This window comes from Amycolatopsis oliviviridis, from assembly GCF_014654365.1.
In the GTDB taxonomy this organism is placed as follows: domain Bacteria; phylum Actinomycetota; class Actinomycetes; order Mycobacteriales; family Pseudonocardiaceae; genus Amycolatopsis; species Amycolatopsis oliviviridis.
In genome coordinates this window covers 584,907-601,959 of the sequence record NZ_BNAY01000005.1, presented here as the reverse complement: position 1 = coordinate 601,959, position 17,053 = coordinate 584,907, and the positions used below count along the sequence as shown (strand labels likewise).

General features: G+C 68.3%; 18 protein-coding genes. 6 read left to right on the top strand and 12 right to left on the bottom strand.

The annotated features are described in order from the left end of the window. Positions 1–6: 6 nt before the first annotated feature. Together IE302_RS24550 and IE302_RS24545 are read right to left on the bottom strand one after the other, a co-directional pair. Positions 7–1,251, bottom strand: coding sequence for a DUF445 domain-containing protein (locus tag IE302_RS24550; protein ID WP_191256809.1), 1,245 nt, complete (start codon positions 1,249–1,251; stop codon positions 7–9). 7 nt (positions 1,252–1,258) lie between these two features. Continuing rightward, a complete protein-coding gene (locus IE302_RS24545; protein WP_191256808.1) occupies positions 1,259–2,041 on the bottom strand; it encodes an Abi-alpha family protein in 783 nt (260 codons plus the stop codon). An 88-nt stretch (positions 2,042–2,129) separates the two neighbouring features. Between IE302_RS24545 and IE302_RS24540 the strand changes: the two genes are divergently transcribed. Further along, the gene (locus IE302_RS24540; RefSeq protein ID WP_191256807.1) at positions 2,130–2,972 is read left to right on the top strand and encodes a maleylpyruvate isomerase family mycothiol-dependent enzyme; all 843 of its coding nucleotides are present in this window, start codon (positions 2,130–2,132) and stop codon (positions 2,970–2,972) included. On the opposite strand, the gene IE302_RS24535 is transcribed toward IE302_RS24540, so the two are convergent. Beyond that, the gene (locus tag IE302_RS24535) at positions 2,953–3,351 is read right to left on the bottom strand and encodes a pyridoxamine 5'-phosphate oxidase family protein (protein WP_191256806.1); all 399 of its coding nucleotides are present in this window, start codon (positions 3,349–3,351) and stop codon (positions 2,953–2,955) included. The two genes, IE302_RS24540 and IE302_RS24535, sit on opposite strands and share 20 nt — an antisense overlap. A gap of 82 nt (positions 3,352–3,433) precedes the next feature. Between IE302_RS24535 and IE302_RS24530 the strand changes: the two genes are divergently transcribed. Continuing rightward, positions 3,434–4,366: an AraC family transcriptional regulator gene (locus tag IE302_RS24530; RefSeq protein WP_191256805.1), complete on the top strand. Its 933-nt coding sequence runs from the start codon at positions 3,434–3,436 to the stop codon at positions 4,364–4,366. On the opposite strand, the gene IE302_RS24525 is transcribed toward IE302_RS24530, so the two are convergent. The 4 genes from IE302_RS24525 to IE302_RS24510 are packed head-to-tail and all read right to left on the bottom strand — an operon-like array spanning position 4,354 to position 7,501. Further along, on the bottom strand, positions 4,354–4,716 hold the full coding sequence (locus IE302_RS24525) for a LapA family protein (protein WP_191256804.1): 363 nt from the start codon (positions 4,714–4,716) through the stop codon (positions 4,354–4,356). The genes IE302_RS24530 and IE302_RS24525 overlap by 13 nt on opposite strands. A gap of 38 nt (positions 4,717–4,754) precedes the next feature. Then, positions 4,755–5,903 (bottom strand): dipeptidase, encoded by a 1,149-nt coding sequence (locus IE302_RS24520; protein WP_191256803.1) that lies wholly within the window; start codon positions 5,901–5,903, stop codon positions 4,755–4,757. Between the two features lie 9 nt (positions 5,904–5,912). Next, a complete protein-coding gene (locus IE302_RS24515; RefSeq protein WP_191256802.1) occupies positions 5,913–6,545 on the bottom strand; it encodes an alpha/beta hydrolase in 633 nt (210 codons plus the stop codon). After that, positions 6,542–7,501 carry a ring-cleaving dioxygenase gene (locus IE302_RS24510; protein ID WP_191256801.1) on the bottom strand — a complete coding sequence of 320 codons (960 nt, stop codon included), beginning with the start codon at positions 7,499–7,501 and terminating at the stop codon, positions 6,542–6,544. Before IE302_RS24510 ends, IE302_RS24515 begins: the two co-directional genes overlap by 4 nt. A gap of 99 nt (positions 7,502–7,600) precedes the next feature. Between IE302_RS24510 and IE302_RS24505 the strand changes: the two genes are divergently transcribed. Together IE302_RS24505 and IE302_RS24500 are read left to right on the top strand one after the other, a co-directional pair. Continuing rightward, the gene (locus IE302_RS24505; RefSeq protein ID WP_191256800.1) at positions 7,601–8,062 is read left to right on the top strand and encodes a MarR family winged helix-turn-helix transcriptional regulator; all 462 of its coding nucleotides are present in this window, start codon (positions 7,601–7,603) and stop codon (positions 8,060–8,062) included. 46 nt (positions 8,063–8,108) lie between these two features. Then, positions 8,109–8,489 (top strand): VOC family protein, encoded by a 381-nt coding sequence (locus IE302_RS24500; RefSeq protein ID WP_191256799.1) that lies wholly within the window; start codon positions 8,109–8,111, stop codon positions 8,487–8,489. Between the two features lie 94 nt (positions 8,490–8,583). Here IE302_RS24500 and IE302_RS24495 read toward each other — a convergent pair whose 3' ends face one another. The 4 genes from IE302_RS24495 to IE302_RS24480 are packed head-to-tail and all read right to left on the bottom strand — an operon-like array spanning position 8,584 to position 13,815. Then, the gene (locus IE302_RS24495; RefSeq protein WP_191256798.1) at positions 8,584–10,182 is read right to left on the bottom strand and encodes a benzoate-CoA ligase family protein; all 1,599 of its coding nucleotides are present in this window, start codon (positions 10,180–10,182) and stop codon (positions 8,584–8,586) included. Positions 10,183–10,201: 19 nt separating this feature from the next. After that, on the bottom strand, positions 10,202–11,623 hold the full coding sequence (gene boxB / locus IE302_RS24490; RefSeq protein WP_191256797.1) for a benzoyl-CoA 2,3-epoxidase subunit BoxB: 1,422 nt from the start codon (positions 11,621–11,623) through the stop codon (positions 10,202–10,204). 6 nt (positions 11,624–11,629) lie between these two features. Further along, positions 11,630–13,222: a 2,3-epoxybenzoyl-CoA dihydrolase gene (gene boxC, locus IE302_RS24485; protein ID WP_191256796.1), complete on the bottom strand. Its 1,593-nt coding sequence runs from the start codon at positions 13,220–13,222 to the stop codon at positions 11,630–11,632. A gap of 38 nt (positions 13,223–13,260) precedes the next feature. After that, the gene (locus IE302_RS24480) at positions 13,261–13,815 is read right to left on the bottom strand and encodes a TetR/AcrR family transcriptional regulator (protein WP_229907922.1); all 555 of its coding nucleotides are present in this window, start codon (positions 13,813–13,815) and stop codon (positions 13,261–13,263) included. 60 nt (positions 13,816–13,875) lie between these two features. Between IE302_RS24480 and IE302_RS24475 the strand changes: the two genes are divergently transcribed. Beyond that, positions 13,876–14,331, top strand: coding sequence for a cupin domain-containing protein (locus tag IE302_RS24475; RefSeq protein WP_191256795.1), 456 nt, complete (start codon positions 13,876–13,878; stop codon positions 14,329–14,331). Here the strand turns inward: IE302_RS24475 and IE302_RS24470 are convergent. Continuing rightward, positions 14,319–14,747, bottom strand: coding sequence for a hypothetical protein (locus tag IE302_RS24470; protein WP_191256794.1), 429 nt, complete (start codon positions 14,745–14,747; stop codon positions 14,319–14,321). The genes IE302_RS24475 and IE302_RS24470 overlap by 13 nt on opposite strands. Before the next feature lie 397 nt (positions 14,748–15,144). On the opposite strand from IE302_RS24470, the gene IE302_RS24465 reads away from it, so the two are divergent. Continuing rightward, positions 15,145–17,046 (top strand): ABC transporter ATP-binding protein, encoded by a 1,902-nt coding sequence (locus IE302_RS24465; protein ID WP_191256793.1) that lies wholly within the window; start codon positions 15,145–15,147, stop codon positions 17,044–17,046. Positions 17,047–17,053: the final 7 nt, after the last annotated feature.

Sequence of the window (17,053 nt, the reverse complement as noted above, 5' to 3'; positions counted from 1 at the left end):
TGGGCGTCAGGCGGCGAAGTGTTCCAGGAGGAGCACTTGGGCCTCACCGACGGCGAAGCCGAGGACGGCGCCGGTGGCGATCAGGATCCATTCGTCCTGCTGGAAAGCCGGCCGCAGCAGGCCCTCGAACTCGCGCGGCGACAGCTCCTTCATCTTGGTCACCAGGACGTTCCGGATGTCCATCGCGTCGTTGGCGTAGTCCTCGATGTAGCGCATGGTCTCCGGCAGCTTGTCCATGATCTTCTCGGCGATGTTCAGCTTCATGTCCTGATACCGCCTGCTGCCGACGGCGAACACCACCAGCGGTTTCCCGACGCCGACGCGGCGTCCGAGCTGTTCGTCGAGCTGACGCTGGATGAGCCCGAGCACCCGGTCCGACAGCGGCCCGTGCAGCACCGCCTCGATCACGTTGTGCGGGGTGATGATCTCTTTCGCGATCAGCGCGCCGTACGCCTCCGCGACCTCACCGCGCCGCTTCAGGAACAGGCCCTGCCAGCGCACGCCGAAGTACCGGCGCTCTTCGATCGGGTAGAAGATCATGCGCAGCGCCAGCCAGTCGGTGAACCAGCCGGTGAAGAGGCCGAACAGCGGCATGATCAGCGGGAACTTGAACAGCACCCACGCGACCATCTGGATGACGCCGATCAGCCCGCCGAAGACGATGCCGGAGCGGGCGATGAACTTGAACTCCTTGTCGCCCGCCTCCTGGAAGATCCGGTTCAGCAGCCGTTTGTCCTTGACCAGGGCGGTGACCACCATGCCCTTGAGGTCGAACACACTGTCCACATCGGACTTGATCAGTTCCAGCACGGCCGCGACCATCTTCGGCGTCTCGGCCTGGACGCGCTGGATCACCAGCCGCTGCATCCCCACCGGCAGCGATTCCCACAGCCCCGGCTGGTACTGGGCCGCGACGTCGCGCACGATGTCCTCGACGGCGGCCTGGAGCGGTTTTTCGATCTCCCGCGCGATTCTCTGCGGATCGAGCCGGGCGACGATCTCCGCCGGTTTGATCAGCTGTTCGGTCATCGTGTCGCAGGCGATGCTCGCCATCCGCGCGGCGCGTTTGGGCACGATGCCCTGCCAGCCGAGGAAGGGTTTGATCCCGATGAACTCGACCGGCTGGAACATCATCCGGATCGCGACGAGTTTGGTGGTGTAGCCGATCAGGGCGGCGACGATCGGGATGGAGACGTAGATCGGCCAGTGGCGGCCGAAATCGGCGAGGATCCCGTCGAGGAACGCACCCATGCCGGGGTCAGCCGGCGCTCGGGTCGCAGGCCTGCCAGAACTGGGCGCCGAGCCGGGAGATGTGGACCGTCCGCTTGACGAACTTGGCCCGCTTGACCGACTTCTCCGCCTCGCGGACGGTCTCGTCGGTCAGCAGGATCTCGTACTGCGTCTCCAGCGCGGGCACCTCTTCGTCCAGCTCGACCAGGCCGAGCCCGATCAGCCGGGTCAGGTAGCCGGGCACCTGGTCGGGCAGCGACACCCCGGCTGCCTTGCCGACGGTGGAGGCGTTGCGCAGCACGAACCGCCCGGCACCACCGAGGTTGGTCCGCTCGGCGACGTCGACGGCGGGGAACGGCGAGCCGTCGGAGAGCGCGGAAAGGATGCGGGCCTCGTCCGGCGTCAGCTGCCGCAGGATGATCGCGTAGAGGTACTCGCGCGCCCGCTCGCGGCCGAAGCCGATCGAGTGGTTGAGCAGTTCGGCCATCGCCGCGCGGAGTGGTTCGAGCTGGGCGCGCGTGTGCACGAGGGTGATGGTCGCTTCGACCGGGCGCGCACCGCTGGTGTCGGGCCGGTTCATCGCGGACGCCGCGGTGAGCGCCGCGTGGTACGGATCGTCGACCTCGTCGAGACGGCGGCGCAGCTCCGAAAGCAGCTGCCGCTCACCCTGTTTGATGACCTGCTCCGCGATTTCGACGCCGGGGAGCTTGCGGGTGAACTCGAACCCCGTGCGGGCGGCCCAGCCCGCCAGCTGCCCCGCGCGTTTGGCGAAAGCGGCCAGGTCGTCACCGGCGGGTCGATCGTTGCTCACGGGCACTCCCCTCACGTTCGCGCTGATGCTACCTGCGAGTAGGCCGAACGGCCGAAATTGTGATCGACGAGGGTGTTTGGATGGCTTCATGAGCTTCACGCGCTGGGGTCCGCCGATCGACGTCCTCCCGTTGTTCGCGCGGGAGGAGCAGGCCTTGATGGACGTCCTCACCGGTCTGGACGGCCAGCAGTGGGCCGCGCCGACGGTGTGCGCGGGCTGGACGGTGCACGATCTCGCCGCCCACATCCTGGGCGACAAACTCGGCAGGCTGTCGCGCGATCGCGACGACTACCGGACGACGGCGCCGCGCGAGGGCGAGCGGTTCGGCGACTTCATCGACCGGATCAACGACGAATGGGTGGTCGCTTGCCGACGGCTGTCTCCCGAGGTGCTGTTCGCGATGCTGGTGGACAGCACCTCGCAGATCGCGGAGATGTTCGGCCGCGCCGACCTCGACGCCGTCGGCGATCCGGTGAGCTGGGCCGGTGACGAACGGGCGCCGGTCTGGCTCGACGTCGCCCGCGAGTACACCGAGTTCTGGGTGCACCAGCAGCAGATCCGTGAAGCCGTCGGGGCGCGGATGCTCGACGAGAGCGAGTTCCGCGGGCCGGTCATCGACACCTTCATGCGGGCGCTGCCGCATACCCTGCGTGACATCGAAACGCGGACAGGGCGGCAGGTCGCCTACACCGTCACCGGCCAGGGCGGCGGGAAGTGGACGGCGCAGCGGACCGCGGACGGCTGGGCGATCGATCGCGTCGCGCCGACGTCACGGGCACCTTTGGCCTCAGTGACGACGGACGCGGACACCTTCTGGCGGCTGTGCACCCGAAACCCGGCAGACCGGGATCGGGTCACCGCCAAGGGCGACGAAAACGTTTGCGCCGCCGTGCTCGGGATGACGTCGATCATCACATCGAGTAACGGCTGACCTTCTCCGGACGGAGGACGAGCCGGACGAGATCCAAGTTCTGGATCCCGGCGAGTTCGCCCGCGTGGGCCGGGTCCTCAAGGTCCCAATAACGCTCGGCGAGGCGGGCGGCCAGTTCGTGCGCCCCGTCGGGCTCCACCGTGGCGCTCCCGGCGACCGACACCCAGCGTTCGCGTTCACCGACCGGCGCGGCGACGACGATCGACGCGCGGGGATCGCCGTCCAGCTTCCGGACCTTGGGCGAGTCCTTGGGCGTGAACAGCTGGACGGTGCCGTCGTCGGTGGCTTCGAACCACACCGGCCGGACCGGACCGTCGGCCACGGTCAGGAAGCCGTGCAGGGGGCGGCGGAGGAATTCGAGGTCTTCGGCGGTCAGCATGGGCTCGATTCAACCCGGCGAGCCTGGACGTGCCCATAGGCGAGAAGCCGGATCGCCTGTGTATTCGTCTAATGTCGGGGGCGTGGACGTCTTCAGTGACCTGATCCGCGGGGTGCGCTCCCACGGCTCGCTTTTCGGCAGCTCGACGCTGTCCCCGCCCTGGTCACTGCACTTCGTGGACGGCGCGCCGCTGACCCTGTGCGCCGTGCTCACCGGCGGGGGCTGGATCGTGCCGGAGGACGGTCCGCCCGAGCCGCTTCGCGCGGGCGAGACGATCATCGTGCGCGGACCGGCGACGTTCACCTTCGTCGACGAGGTCGGCACCGCGGCCGAGCCGATCGCGTGCGGCGAGCACTGCGCGACGCCCGAACAGGGCGGGACCAGGCATCGTCTGGGCTGGGTCGACGACGCCGGCGGCGGCGAGACGACCTTGATCGTCGGCGCGTATCCGGTGCGCGGCGAGATCGGCCGCCCGCTGCTGGACGCGCTGCCCGTCGTGCTGCGGGTGGACGCCGGGGGCGCGGGCGATCCCGTGCTGGACCATCTCGCTGCCGAGGTCGCCGTCGACGCGCCGGGTCAGCAGGTCGTCCTCGACCGGCTGCTGGACTGGATGCTGGTCTGTTCCCTGCGCGAATGGTTCGACCGGCCCGGCGGCGAGCCACCGGCGTGGTGGGCGGCCCAGCGGGATCCGGTGGTCGGCGACGCGTTGCGCCTGCTGCACGCGGAACCGGCGGCGCCGTGGACGGTCGGCTCGCTGGCCGGACGGACCGGGGTGTCCCGGTCGACGCTGGCCAAGCGGTTCGCCGATCTCGTCGGGGAACCGCCGCTGACCTACCTCACCCGCTGGCGGATGACCCTCGCGGCGGATCTGCTGACCGGCAAGGAATCCGCGACCATCTCGGACATCGCCCGCACCGTCGGCTACTCCGATCCCTTCGGGTTCAGCGCGGCGTTCAAACGCGTGCGCGGCGTCAACCCGAGCGAGTTCCGGCGCGGGACCCTTCAGCGCAGTTGATGCCGGGACTTCTTGGCCTGCTTGCGCAGTTGCAGGATCCGGGCACCGCCGACGAGCGCGACCAGCGCGCCGCCGGCGATCACGGAGAACAGCATCGCGACGGCCAGCGGCATGCTGCCGGACGTGCCCAGGAAGTGGACGGTGGCCGTGTCCTGGTTCTGCAGGATGAACACGAGCAGGAACACCAGCACGATCAGCGCCACGACGACGGCGATCCACGTGCCGCTCACCCGGGTCCGTTTGAGCTTCGGACCGGCCTCGAATTTCCCGCTGTGGCGCGCACCGCCGGTTTCCGGCGGCGAAGCGGGCTCGACCGGAACCTCGGCGGCACCCTCCTGCGGCTGCGTCATGCAGGACAGTGTCCGCCGAAGTCCGCGCTCTCGCGCCCTCAAGCGTCCGAACGGGTGACCTCGTCCGCGGCGCGCAGCACGCGCAAGGTGTTCTTACCGGCCAGCTTCGCGCAATCCTCTTCGCTCCAGCCGCGTTCCAGCAGCGCGGCGAACAGCACCGGGTACTTCGAAACGTCTTCGAGGCCTTCGGGCAGCGTCGCGACTCCGTCGTAGTCCCCGCCGAGACCGATGTGGTCGACACCGGCCACCTCACGCGCGTGCTCGATGTGCGCGACGACGTCGTCGATGGAGGCCTTCGGCTTCTCGGGGCCACCGCGCTCCGCGGTGAACTTCGTGCGCTGGTCGATGTTCCGGTAGTCCCGGCCCGCGGCTTCCATGTCCTGGCGCAGCCGGTCGTCCCACTCGGAGACCTTCGGGGAGATGAAGCCCGGCACGAACGTCACCATCGCGACGCCGTCCTTGGCCGCGAGGATTTCCAGGACGTCGTCGGGGATGTTGCGGGCATGGTCGTTGACCGCGACGCACGAGGAGTGGCTGAAGATCACCGGCGCGGAGCTGACCTCCAGCGCGTCGCGCATCGTGCTCGGCGCGACGTGCGAGAGGTCGACCAGCATGCCGATCTTGTTCATCTCGCGGACGACGTCACGGCCGAAGTCCGTGAGCCCGTTGTGCGCGGGTTCGTCGGTGCCGGAGTCGGCCCAGGTGGTGTTGTAGTTGTGCGTCAGCGTCATGTAGCGGACGCCGAGGCGGCGCAGGATCCTCAGCACGCCAAGGGATTCGGCGATGCTGTGGCCGCCCTCGGCACCCAGCAGCGACGCGATCTTGCCGTCGCGGAAGGCGGCTTCGGCTTCGTCGGCGGTGTCCACGAGGGCCAGGCGATCGGGGTAGCGCTCGGCCATCTGGTGCACGATCTCGATCTGTTCGAGCACCGCCGTCACCGCGCTGTGCCCCTCGAACTGGCAGGGCACGTAGACGGACCAGAACTGCATCCCGAGCCTGCCTTCGGCGAGCTTCGGGAAGTCGGTGTGCAGATGCGGCTGACGGACCGTGAGATCCGTACCGGCGACGGCCTCGACCGGGTCCGGCCCGGTGGTGACCCGCAGTTCCCATGGCAGATCGTTGTGCCCGTCCGCGAGCAGCACCCGTTCGAGCAGGGCCTGGGCCCGGACGAGATCCCCGTTAGTCATCCGACGATGCTACGTTCGCGTGCTTTGCTCTCCCCGCCCACCGTCGAGCCACTCCGCGGCCGACGCCAAACCGTCACCGGTCACTTGATGCCCGCCGGGATGCCGGTGGGCGACGACGTCCGCGGAGCGTTCGCGCAGGTCACGGACGAGCGCTTCGGCCGACGCCAGGGGCGCCATCGGATCGTGTTCGCCGTTCGACAGGAAGACCCGGGTACCGGTCAGCTCGTGCCGCGGCGGCTCCGGAAGCGGCGACATCGCCGCGAACAGCGCGGCCTCCCGGACGGCGTCCGGGCGGAGCAGGGTCACCGCGGCGGCGATGTTGGCGCCGTTGGAGAACCCGACGGCGACCAGCCGCCGGTCCCCGAAGCCGTACTCCGCACGCGAAGCGACCACGAAATCGGCCAGCTGGTTCGCGCGGAAGACGACGTCCTCGTGATCGAAAACGCCCTCCGCCAGCCGCCGGAACCACCGCGCCGCACCGTTTTCCGACACCGGCCCGGCCGGCGCGAGCAGCGCCGAATCCGGGCTCAGCCGCCGGGCGAGCGGCACGAGATCGTCCGGACCGCCGCCGGTGCCGTGCAGGAGCAGCAGCACCGGCTCGTCCGGCGCCCCCTCGACGTACTGGTGTTCCAAGGCGCTCATCGCGGGTTGTTCTCGCTCGGGAGGTCCAGCTTCGGCAGCATGGCCTCGATGTCCTCGCGCTTGGGCTCCAGCCACGGCGGCAGCTTCAGCGCGCGGCCGAGTTCGAGCAGCGGCTCGTCGATCGCGAACCCGGGTTCGTCCGTCGCGACTTCGAGCAGGGTGCCGCCCGGCTCGCGGAAGTAGATCGAGCGGAAGTACTGACGGTCCAGGATGGACGTCACGTTCACGCCGTCGTCGATCAGCTCGTCGCGCCACGCGGCCTGGGTCGCCTCGTCCGGCGCGCGCCACGCGACGTGGTGCACGGTGCCCGCCGCCACCAGCCCGCGCGGGGCGTCGGGCGTCACGAGGACGTCGACGAGCGCGCCGGGGCCGCCTTCACCGGCCGAGAACCGTAGGCGATTCTCCTCCTGGCCCACGAAGGTCAGGCCGAGCCCGTCGGTCAGCATCCCGGCGGTCGCGTCCTCTTTGGACACCGAAAGCGTGACGGAGTGCAGGCCGCGGATCGCGTGCTCGGCGGGGACGAGCTTCGTGTCCCAAGGGTCGCGCGGGTCGCCCTGCGGATGCGCGACGAGGGCGAGCTTCAAGCCGTCCGGGTCGGCGAAGGTGAGCGTCTCCTCGCCGTCGGAATTGCGGATCTGGCTGGTCTCGACGCGGTTCTCGGAGAGGTGCCGCTTCCACCAGCCGAGGGAGGTTTCCGGCACGGAAAACGACGTCGTGGTCGCTTGGCCGGTGCCATGACGGCCCTTCGGCGCGTCCCGCCACGGGAAGAAGGTCATCAGCGAGCCGGGCTTGCCGTGCTCGTCGCCGTAGTAGAGGTGAAAGGTGCCTGGGTCGTCGAAGTTGACGGTGGTCTTCACCAGCCGCAAGCCGAGGGCCCGGGTGTAGAAGTCCACGTTGCGCTGGGGATCGCCACCGATGGCGGTGACGTGATGCAGGCCCGAGGTCTTGATCGACATGGTGCCCCTCCTCCGGTAGCCGGTGAAATCAAGCTAACCCGGAAACCTCTCGCGCGCAAGATATATTCCTGGAAGAGTTTTGGGTGTACCCTCGCTCGCGTGACTGTGGCGAAATCGGAAGTACCGAACGACGACGAAGTGGTCACGTGGTGGGGCCTGGTGATCGAGGGCTACCTGGCCACGCAGAACAAGCTGATGGGCGAGATCGCCGAACGGTTCGGCCTGGCGCCGGCGTCGTTCGACATCCTGCTGCGGCTCGTGCGGTCACCCGAGCACCGGATGCCGATGACGCGGCTGGCGGTCGAGGCGGCGCTGTCCAGCGGCGGGTTCACCAAGGTCGCGGACCGGCTGGTCGCCGCGGACCTGATCTGCCGCGTGCCCAGCCCGGACGATCGCCGCGTCACGTTCGCGGCGCTCACCGAACACGGTCTCGACGTCGCGGAGCGGGCACGGGAGGCGTGCGCGGAGATCCTGCGGCGCATCGTCCTGGCTCCGCTCGGTGACGGCGCGCCCGGCCTGGCCGAAGCCATGCGGACGCTGCGCACCGTCAACGGTTCTTGAAAAACCCGCGCTGGCCCGCGGCTTCCTCGAAGCGCAAGCTTTGGGGATGCTCACCGAGTCGACGATCACGACGATGCTCCCGGTGACCGACGCCGAACGCGCCGGCCGCTTCTACGCGGATTCCCTTGGCCTGCGCCGGACTTCCACCGGCGAGGACGGGACCGTCTACTTCGAGGCGGGCGCGGGCGTGATCGGCCTGCGCCCGATGCCCGCCGGATCGCAGAGCGAGAACACCGCGCTGAGTTTCGAGGTCGGCGACCTGGCCGCCGAGGTGCAGGCCCTGGAAGGCCGGGGGGTGCGGTTCCAGGACTTCGAGGCGGACGGCATCAAGACCGTCGGCCACATCGCCGACCTCGGCAAGGAACGCGCGGCCTGGTTCTCCGACAGCGAGGGGAACGTCCTGTGCCTGCACGAGGTGGTCGGCTGACCCCGCGTTTCGTCCTCTGAACGCGGTCATTCGAGCGAGCGAAAGACCGCATTTCGTCCTCTGGATGCGGTACTTGCGTGTGCAAGGACCGCGTTCAGAGGACTAAATGCGGCGGGGCGGGGGCCCGGACCTCGTACATGTCCCGCACCAGCTCCCGGATGACGTTGCGCCGGATCTTCCCGGTCGCCGTCTTCGGCAGTTCGCCCAGCTCGACGACGCCCCGCGGCCGTTTGAACGACGCCAGCCCGGCCCGGCAGAAGTCGATCAGCTCGTCCGCGTCCAGCCGGTGCCCGGGGACGCCGACCACGCACGCGACCGGTTTCTCGATGCCGTCGGCGTCGAAGGCGGCCACGACCGCGACCTCGGCGACCGCCGGATGCTGCAGCAGCCTGTCCTCGACCTCGGCGGGCGAAACCCAGATCCCGCCCGGTTTCAGCATGTCGTTGAAACGCCCGAGACAGGTGTAGCTGCCGTCCGCGTTGCACACGAAACTGTCGCCCGTCCGCAGCCATTCCCCCTGGAAGACCTGCTTCGTCGTCTCGTACCGCGCCCAGTACCCGGTCGCGATCGACGGCCCGGCGACGAACAGCTCACCGGGCTGCCCGTCCGGCACCGGGTCGCCGTGCTCGTCGCGCAGCACGACCTCGTAGCCGGGTACCGGGACGCCGGTGCTGCCGGGACGCACCTGACGCGGCCGGTTGGACAGGAAGATGTGCAGCGCCTCCGTCGAGCCGATCCCGTCGAGGATCTCGACGCCGAACCGGTCGCGAAACCGTTCGTACAGCACGGCGGGCAGCGGTTCGCCCGCCGAAATCGCTTGGCGTACCGAGGCGAACGTGTCGTCGGGGATGTCGCTGGCAAGCAGCGCCGCGTAGAACGTCGGGACGGCGAAGAACAACGTCGGCCGCTCCGCGCGGGCCCTGGCCGCGATCAGCCCCGGGGTCGGCCGCGCCGGTTCGAGCAGCGCCGTCCCGCCGGAAGCGAGCGGGAAGAACGCCGAATTACCCAAGCCGTAGGCGAAGAACAGCTTCGGAACGGAAAGGAAACGGTCGTTCGGTCCGATGTCCAGCACGCCGCGCGCGTACGTCTCGCAGACCGCGCGAATGCCGGCGTGCCGGTGCATCGCGCCCTTCGGCTTGCCGGTGGTCCCCGAGGTGTACAGCCAGAGCGCGGGCGAATCCTCCCAAGTCGGCGCCGGCGCGAAACCAACGTCGTCCACTGTGGACAGATCACTCCACTGGTGCGCGCGTACCCGTGCCGGGAGTTCGGCGGCCTTGGCCCGGTCCAGCACGACGTCGGTGACCTCCGGCGCCAGCCCCAGCGCGATCGTCGCCTGCGCGGCGAACTCGCCGGAGACGCACAGCACCCTGGCCCGCGAATCGGCGAGCACCTTGCCGAGGTCCATCCCGGTGACCATGGTGGACACCGGCACCGCGACCGCTCCGGCCAGCATCGCGCCGAGGATCCCGGTGAGCAGCTCGACGTCGTCGACCATGCAGAACAGGACCCGTTCCTCGGGCCGGACGCCGATCGCCTTCAGCCCGGCCGCGACACGGCGGGTTTCCGCCGCGAGCTCCGCGTACGTGAGACTTCGCCGCGGGGAGACGACGGCGGGCTTCGCCCCGCGACCTTCCGCCAGATGCCGGTCGAGCAGATAGCTCGCCGCGTTGAACCCGGTAGCAGCAGCGGTCACGGGGCCACCTTCTATCGGCTCAGCTCAGGTAAACGTATTCGTAATCGAACGGTTTCCCATTGATGCCCTGGCGTGGCGGCGCCACCCAGCTCGCGATCTTTCCTCGCTCGTACACCGGGTGCATCAGCGATCGGACGAAGGTCAGGTCTTCGGGAGTGGGCAGCCACTTGCGTTTGCCGGCCAGCCAGGTCCGCTCGTCGACAACCGTGCCGTCGGGCGTCACATGGTGGCCGGAGTTTATGCCCACTTCGCGGTTGAATCCAGGGTGCGGGAGGACGAATCGAAAGTCGATACCGGCCTCGTCCAGGATCTTGTTCCACCGGTTGACCCCGGTCTGGCAGTCGGCGCGGTACTCCTCCCGCAGATCAAGGTTCAGCAGCAGGATGGCCTGGTGTTCCTCGGTCTCCCAGGTGCCGTCCGCTCGCGGCCGCGACAGCGACCCGGCGGCGTCGGTGAGCCGGTGGTCGTCCTTGCGGCGGGTCTCCTGCCAGCGGCCTTTCAGCCCGGCCGTGTAGTAGTTCGCCGCGTTGGTCGAGGTCTCGCTGCCGAACAGATCGAGGGAAACGGTGTAGTGGAAGTTGAGATAACGCTGGATGACTTCCAGGGGAATCCCGCCGTGCCCGGCGATGTCGAAGGTGTCGTGCTCACGGATCAGTTCGGCACTGCGGGTGACCACGCGGTCGACCCCCGTGGTGCCGACGAACATGTGGTGCGCCTCTTCCTTGAGCATGAATTCACAAGTGCGGGAAAGCGGGTCGAAGCCGCTTTCCTTGAGGGTGCCCAGCTGATATTTGCCATCGCGATCGGTGAAATAGGTGAACATGTAGAAGGCGAGCCAATCCGCGGTCTCCTCATTGAAGGCGCCGAGGATGCGCGGGGCGTCCGGACTTCCGGAATTCCGGAGCAGCAGGCCTTCCGCTTCGTCGCGGCCTTCCCGGCCGAAGTAGGCGTGCAGCAGATACACCATCGCCCACAGATGACGGCCTTCTTCGACGTTGACCTGGAAAAGGTTCCGCAGGTCGTAGAGGCTCGGCGCGGTGAGCCCCAGCAGTTTCTGCTGCTCGACCGACGCGGGTTCGGTGTCGCCCTGGATGACGATGAGCCGTTGCAGGTCGGCGCGGTATTCGCCGGGGACCTGCTGCCAGGCGGGCTCGCCCTTGTGCTCGCCGAAGCCGATGACGCGGTCCGGGCCGGGCTCCGCGAGGAAGATCCCCCAGCGGTAGTCGGGCACGTTGACGTGGTCGAAATGCGCCCAGCCGTCCCGGCCGACGCTGACCGCGGTGCGCAGGTAGACGCCCTGGGTCCGCAGCGTGGGGCCCATTTCGCCCCACCAGTCCAGGAACTTCGGCTGCCAGCCCTCCAGCGCCCGCTGGAGCCGCCGGTCCCCGGAGAGATCGACGTTGTTGGGGATCTTGGCGTCGTAATCGATCTTGGTGGGCATGGACTTTCAAACCCGCTTCCTGTCGAAGACGGCCTTCTGACCAGTACCGTAGCGACGCAGCGCGCCTTCGGGACCGGATGCGTTCGGACGAGTGAAGATCCAGTTCTGCCAGGCGGCGAGCCTGCCGAAGATCTTGCTTTCCGTCGTTTCGGGACCGACGAACCGGTGGTTCGCCTCCATTCCGGTCAGGGCGTCCGGGCTGAGCGAAGCCCGTCCTTCCAGCGCGATCCGGATCTCGTCCTCCCAATCGAGGTCGTCCGGAGCGTCGGTGACCAGGCCGAGTTCGTTCACCTCCACCGGGCTCAGCGGTTCGCCGCGTCGTTCCGCCAGCTTCGTGACGTGGTCCGGGTCGCCGAAGAAGCGAGACTCCAGACGGGTCAAGCCGTTGCCCATCGGGAAGCGGCCGAAGTTGGCTTCGGACAACGTGATCGACGCACGTTCGTCACTTTCTTCGTCGTCGATCGGAGGCCCGTCCAAGATGTACTGGCGGTCCGCGGCGAACGCGAGTTCCAGCAGGAGCCCGGCGTAGCAGCCACCCGGCTCGATGAGGGCGATCAGGCTGCGGCTGGTGACGTCCAGGCGTTTCAGCGTCCGCTTGAAGTAGTGGACGATTTCGTTGCTCAGACAGTCTTTCGCGTCGAAAACGGCTCGTTCGTGCTCCAGGACCTTCGCGGGATCACCCTCGGTGCGGAGCACCCACGTGCCGAGTCCGGGTTCGTTGGTGCGCAGGCGGAGGATCGCGTCGTCCAGTTCGCGGGTGACGTCCAGTAACCAGCCGTCGTCGTCTTCGGGCCCCTTGACGGTGATGGTCGCTTCGGTCTCGCCCTGGACGATGTCGACATAACGATGTTTCAGCGGCGTCAGTTCGACGCCTTCGCCGTCGAGCCGCCCGGTCGTCCGCGCGAGTTCTTTCGCCCTGGCCAGCACGGCTTCGCGGAAACCCTGGCGCGGCACGAGTTCGTCGACGAGCCGCCAGCCGACGGCGGTCCGCCCCTTGACCCCGTCCGGGCGGGTGGCGAAGACGTCGGCGAGGTCCCGCCGCACGCCGCGTTTGTCGACCACCCGGGTGAGCCCGCCGGTGCCGGGGAGGACGCCGAGGAGCGGGACCTCCGGCAGCGCGACGGTCGAGGAGTTGTCGTCGACCAGCAGGATCCTGTCGCAGGCGAGCGCGATTTCGTAGCCACCGCCGGCGCACGTGCCGTTGACCGCGGCGACGTAGAGCTGCCCGGAATGCGCGGTGGCGTCTTCCATGGCGTTGCGGGTCTCATTGGTGAATTTGCAGAAGTTCACCTTCCACTCGTGCGTCGACGACGCCAGCATGCGGATGTTCGCCCCGGCGCAGAAGACGTTGTCCTTCGCGCTGGTCACGATGACCACGCGGACCTCGGGATGCTCGAACCGCAGCCGCTGCGTGGCGTCGTACAACTCGATGTCGACGCCGAGGTCGTACGAGTTGAGCTTGAGCTCGTAACCCGGTACGAGCCCTCCGCCGGCATCGACGTCGAGTTCGAGCCACGCGACGTCGCCGTCGGTGGACAGTTTCCAGTGCCGGTAGCCGCTGGGATGACGTTCGAACGTCACCGATGTGGTCCGCGTCACCCCATCGATTGTCTACATTGCACTAACTACCGTCAATGTTATGTAGAAAGTTGGTCACGGAGCGCGGAAAGCGTCAGTTCGAGGAAGCGACCCCAGTCGGAACCCGTACGGATGACGGACGAAAGCGCGCCGACCAGCAGATAGACGTCGGCGACGGTGCAGTCCCGGCGAACGAGACCAGCCGCCTGATCGTGGGCGATGATCTCCGCGACCACACTTTCGAGGCGCCCGCGCGCGGTACCTCGGGGCTCGCTTCCAGGCCGCCCGCGAGCCGAGTCGATGGCGGCAGTGAGACCTCGGTCGCCGGACAGCAGCTCGCCGACATACCGGAAGTAGCGCTCCAGACCGGAATCTTCGCCGAAGCAGTGCGCCCGGGCGTACTCCTCGATCTCCGCGAACCGATACTCCGCGGCCGCCTCGACCAGCGCCTGGCGATCGGGGAAATGGCGGTACACGGTCCCCACGCCGACACCGGCCGCGCGGGCGATCTCCGGCATCTGCACGTCGTCCCCGCGTTCGGCGAACAACGCCCGCGCGGCCTCCGTCACCCGTGCCCGATTGCGCTCCGCGTCCGCTCGCGGCTTGATTGACAACCTGCCTCCCTCGCGATTAAGTGGAAACGGAATCCACTTCCGTATGAAGGAGAGCATAGCATGCCGAAGGATCGTTTTCTGCTGCTCAAACCCGGCGAGGCACGGCCCGGCCGCGTGCCGCTACCGCCCGCGTTCAGCGTCAAGGCGATGACCGAGGACACCGAGACGAGGTTCTCGTTGCTCGAGGTCACCCTGGCCATGGACATCCCGCGGCACGTGCACCACGAGGCCGACGAGTGCATCTACGTACTCGAAGGCGAGCTCGGGATCGACTTCGACGACGAGAGCCACGTCGCGGCCAAGGGCACTTTCGTCCTGCTGCCGCGCGGTGTCCCGCACGCACTGCGCCGCGTCTCCGAGCCGCCCCGGGTCCTCCAGATCTCGTCCCCCGGCGGCTGGGAGCACTACCTGGAGGACCTGTTCGAGGCCGGGCCCGCCGTCTTCACCCAGGGCGCGATCGATCCCGAGAAGATCAACAAGGTCGCCGCGCCCCACCACATCACTTACGGCGTATAAGCGGGCGTGGGCACCCGATTGAGCTTCGCCGACGCCCAGATCACGAAGCCCCACAGCATCAGCGCCGAAGCGCCGTCGGTGAAGATCGTGGCGAACCAGAACGCCGGGACCTGCGGAACGCCGACCAGGAAGTGGCCGAGACTCGCCAGCCCCGACAGCGAGAAGACCATCAGGAACCCGAGCGCCCGCCAGTACCGTCCGCGCAGGTAGTCGCGGTAGCCGAGCAGGCCGATCGCGGTCAGGACGAAGTACACGATGGCGACCAAGGTGGCGGCGACGCCGACCGGGATCCCTTCGATCTGCGGGTAGTCCGCCGCTCTGATCACGTTGTGCGCGTAGTGCAGCGTGGTGGACAGCAGCGTGAAGGCCAGGATCAGCCGTAGCGCGGTGAGCCCTTGGTTTCGCAGAGCTTCCATGTTCGCCCCCTTGCGACTTGATAGATCGCTCTAGCGAGAGGGTAGCCCATGGCGGGCTGGAGCTGAAGGGACCGCGGTGAGGCATCGGTACAGGCGGCATGCCCACCTGCAGTACATGAAGGCCCCCTTCCTTGCGCCTGGCGCAAGGAAGGGGGCCTTCATGTACTTGGGAACGTGTGAAGGTCGAGTTTCCTCGGCTGAGCCGAGGGAAGGGGGCCTTCACGGAAAGTGGCTTCCGCAAACGCCGCCATCCCGACGGATCGCCTCGGGTCGAGGTGGTCGTGAGTGGTAAGTGACGTTCTAACGTCACTTACCACTCACGACCCACCCGGCCGACGCGTCACCGCAGCCCCATCGGCTCTCGGAAATGTCGGTGGGGGCGCGTAGAGAAGAAGGAGTGCCCGAAGCGCCGGTGCCCCTGATCGGGGTCGAGAACCTGAAGATGCCCGAATGGGCCGCGGTCGACGAGACCGTGGCCGAGGCGGGGATGGCCGAGGCCATCCGCGCGCTCCCGTCGGCCGTGGCCATCGTGCTGCGGCTGGCCTGGCGGACGTCGCCGCGGCTGACCCTGCTCGCCGGCGTCGTCCACGTCCTGTCCGGTTGTGTCACCGCGTTCGGCCTGCTGGCGACGGCCAACGTGTTCGTCGCGTTGCTGGAAAGCGGGCCGACGCCGGAAAGGGTGCTGGAATCGTTGCCCGCGCTGGTGATCGTCGTCGGCACGTATGCGGTGCGCGCGCTGCTCGACACGGCGGTGGCCGCGGTCGAGGGCGCGCTCCGGCCGCGGATCGTGACCTCGGCGGGTGACGAGGTCACCGCCGCGATGGTCCGGGTCCGGCTGCTGGCCTTCGAGGACGCCGATTTCCGCGAACTGGCCAGGCAGGGCGCGCGGTACGGCGTCCGCTCTATCGAGATGAGCCTGCGCTGGCTCGCGGATCTGACGTCGGCGCTGATCTCGCTGATCGCCGCGTTGGTGGCGGCGGGCCTGCTCAACCCGTGGCTCGCGCCGGTGCTGCTGCTCGCCGCGGCGGCCGACGGCTGGGCCGCGGCCAAGGTCGCGCGGCTGAACTACCGGCACTATCTCGACACCGTCGGCCGGAACATCCGGAAGGGGATCGTCGAGGAGGTCGCCACGTACCGCGAATTCGCCCTCGAACGGCACGCCCTCACCCTGCAGGAGCCGTTGCTCCAGGAGTACCGGCGGATCACCGAAAGCCTGATGCGCGAGGAGGTCCGGCTCGCGCATCGCAGCAACCTGGTCCGGCTGACCGGCCGCGCGGCCGCCGGGGTGGGCACCGCGATCGCGTACCTCGTACTCGGTCTCCTGCTCTACAGCGGCCAGATGGAACTCGCCCTCGCCGGGACGGCCGCGCTCGCCATGCGGACGGCGTCGAACTCGCTGTCCATCACGATGCACGCGGTGAACTCCCTGTACGAGGAGTCGTTCTACATCGCCTTCTTCCACAAGCTGCTCGTGGAATCCGGGAAACGCGGCCCGCTGAAGGACGGCGTCGCCGCCCCGCCGGATCCGGCGGAGATCCGGCTCGACAACGTCACTTTCAGCTATCCCGGTCAGGAAAACCCCGCCCTGCGCGAGGTTTCGCTGACCATCCGGCGCGGCGAGGTGGTCGCCCTCGTCGGCGAGAACGGTTCGGGCAAGACCACGCTGGGCAAGCTGCTCACCGGGCTCTATCCACCCTCGGAAGGGAAGGTGTACTGGGACGGCGTCGATCTCGCGGGCGCCGATCACGAGTCGGTGCACACGAACATCGCCGTGATCGCGCAGGATCCCGCCGAATGGCCGATGACCGCGGAGCACAACGTGATCGTCGGCAGGCTCGGCCGCGAGGACCCGGACAGCGTCGCCTGGCTCGACGCGATCACCTCCTCCGGCGCCGACGAGGTGATCGAATCCCTGCCCGCCAAGGAGAAAACGGTGCTGTCGAAGAAGTTCGACGACGGGCAGGACCTCTCGGGCGGGCAGTGGCAGCGGATGGGCATCGCCCGCGGGATCTACCGCGACGCCGCCGTCCTGGTCGCCGACGAGCCGACGGCCGCGCTCGACGCCAAGGCCGAGGCGCGGGTCTTCGCCGGGCTCCGGCACGCGAGTGTCTCCGGGGCGGGCAGGCGCACGACGATCCTGGTGACCCACCGGCTGGCCAACATCCGCTCCGCGGACCGGATCCTGGTACTGGAGAAAGGGCGGCTGATCGAACAGGGCACGCACGCCGAACTCATCGAGGAAGGAGGCCTCTACCACGAGCTCTACGAGATCCAGGCTCGCGCGTATCGCGGCGAGTAGTCACACT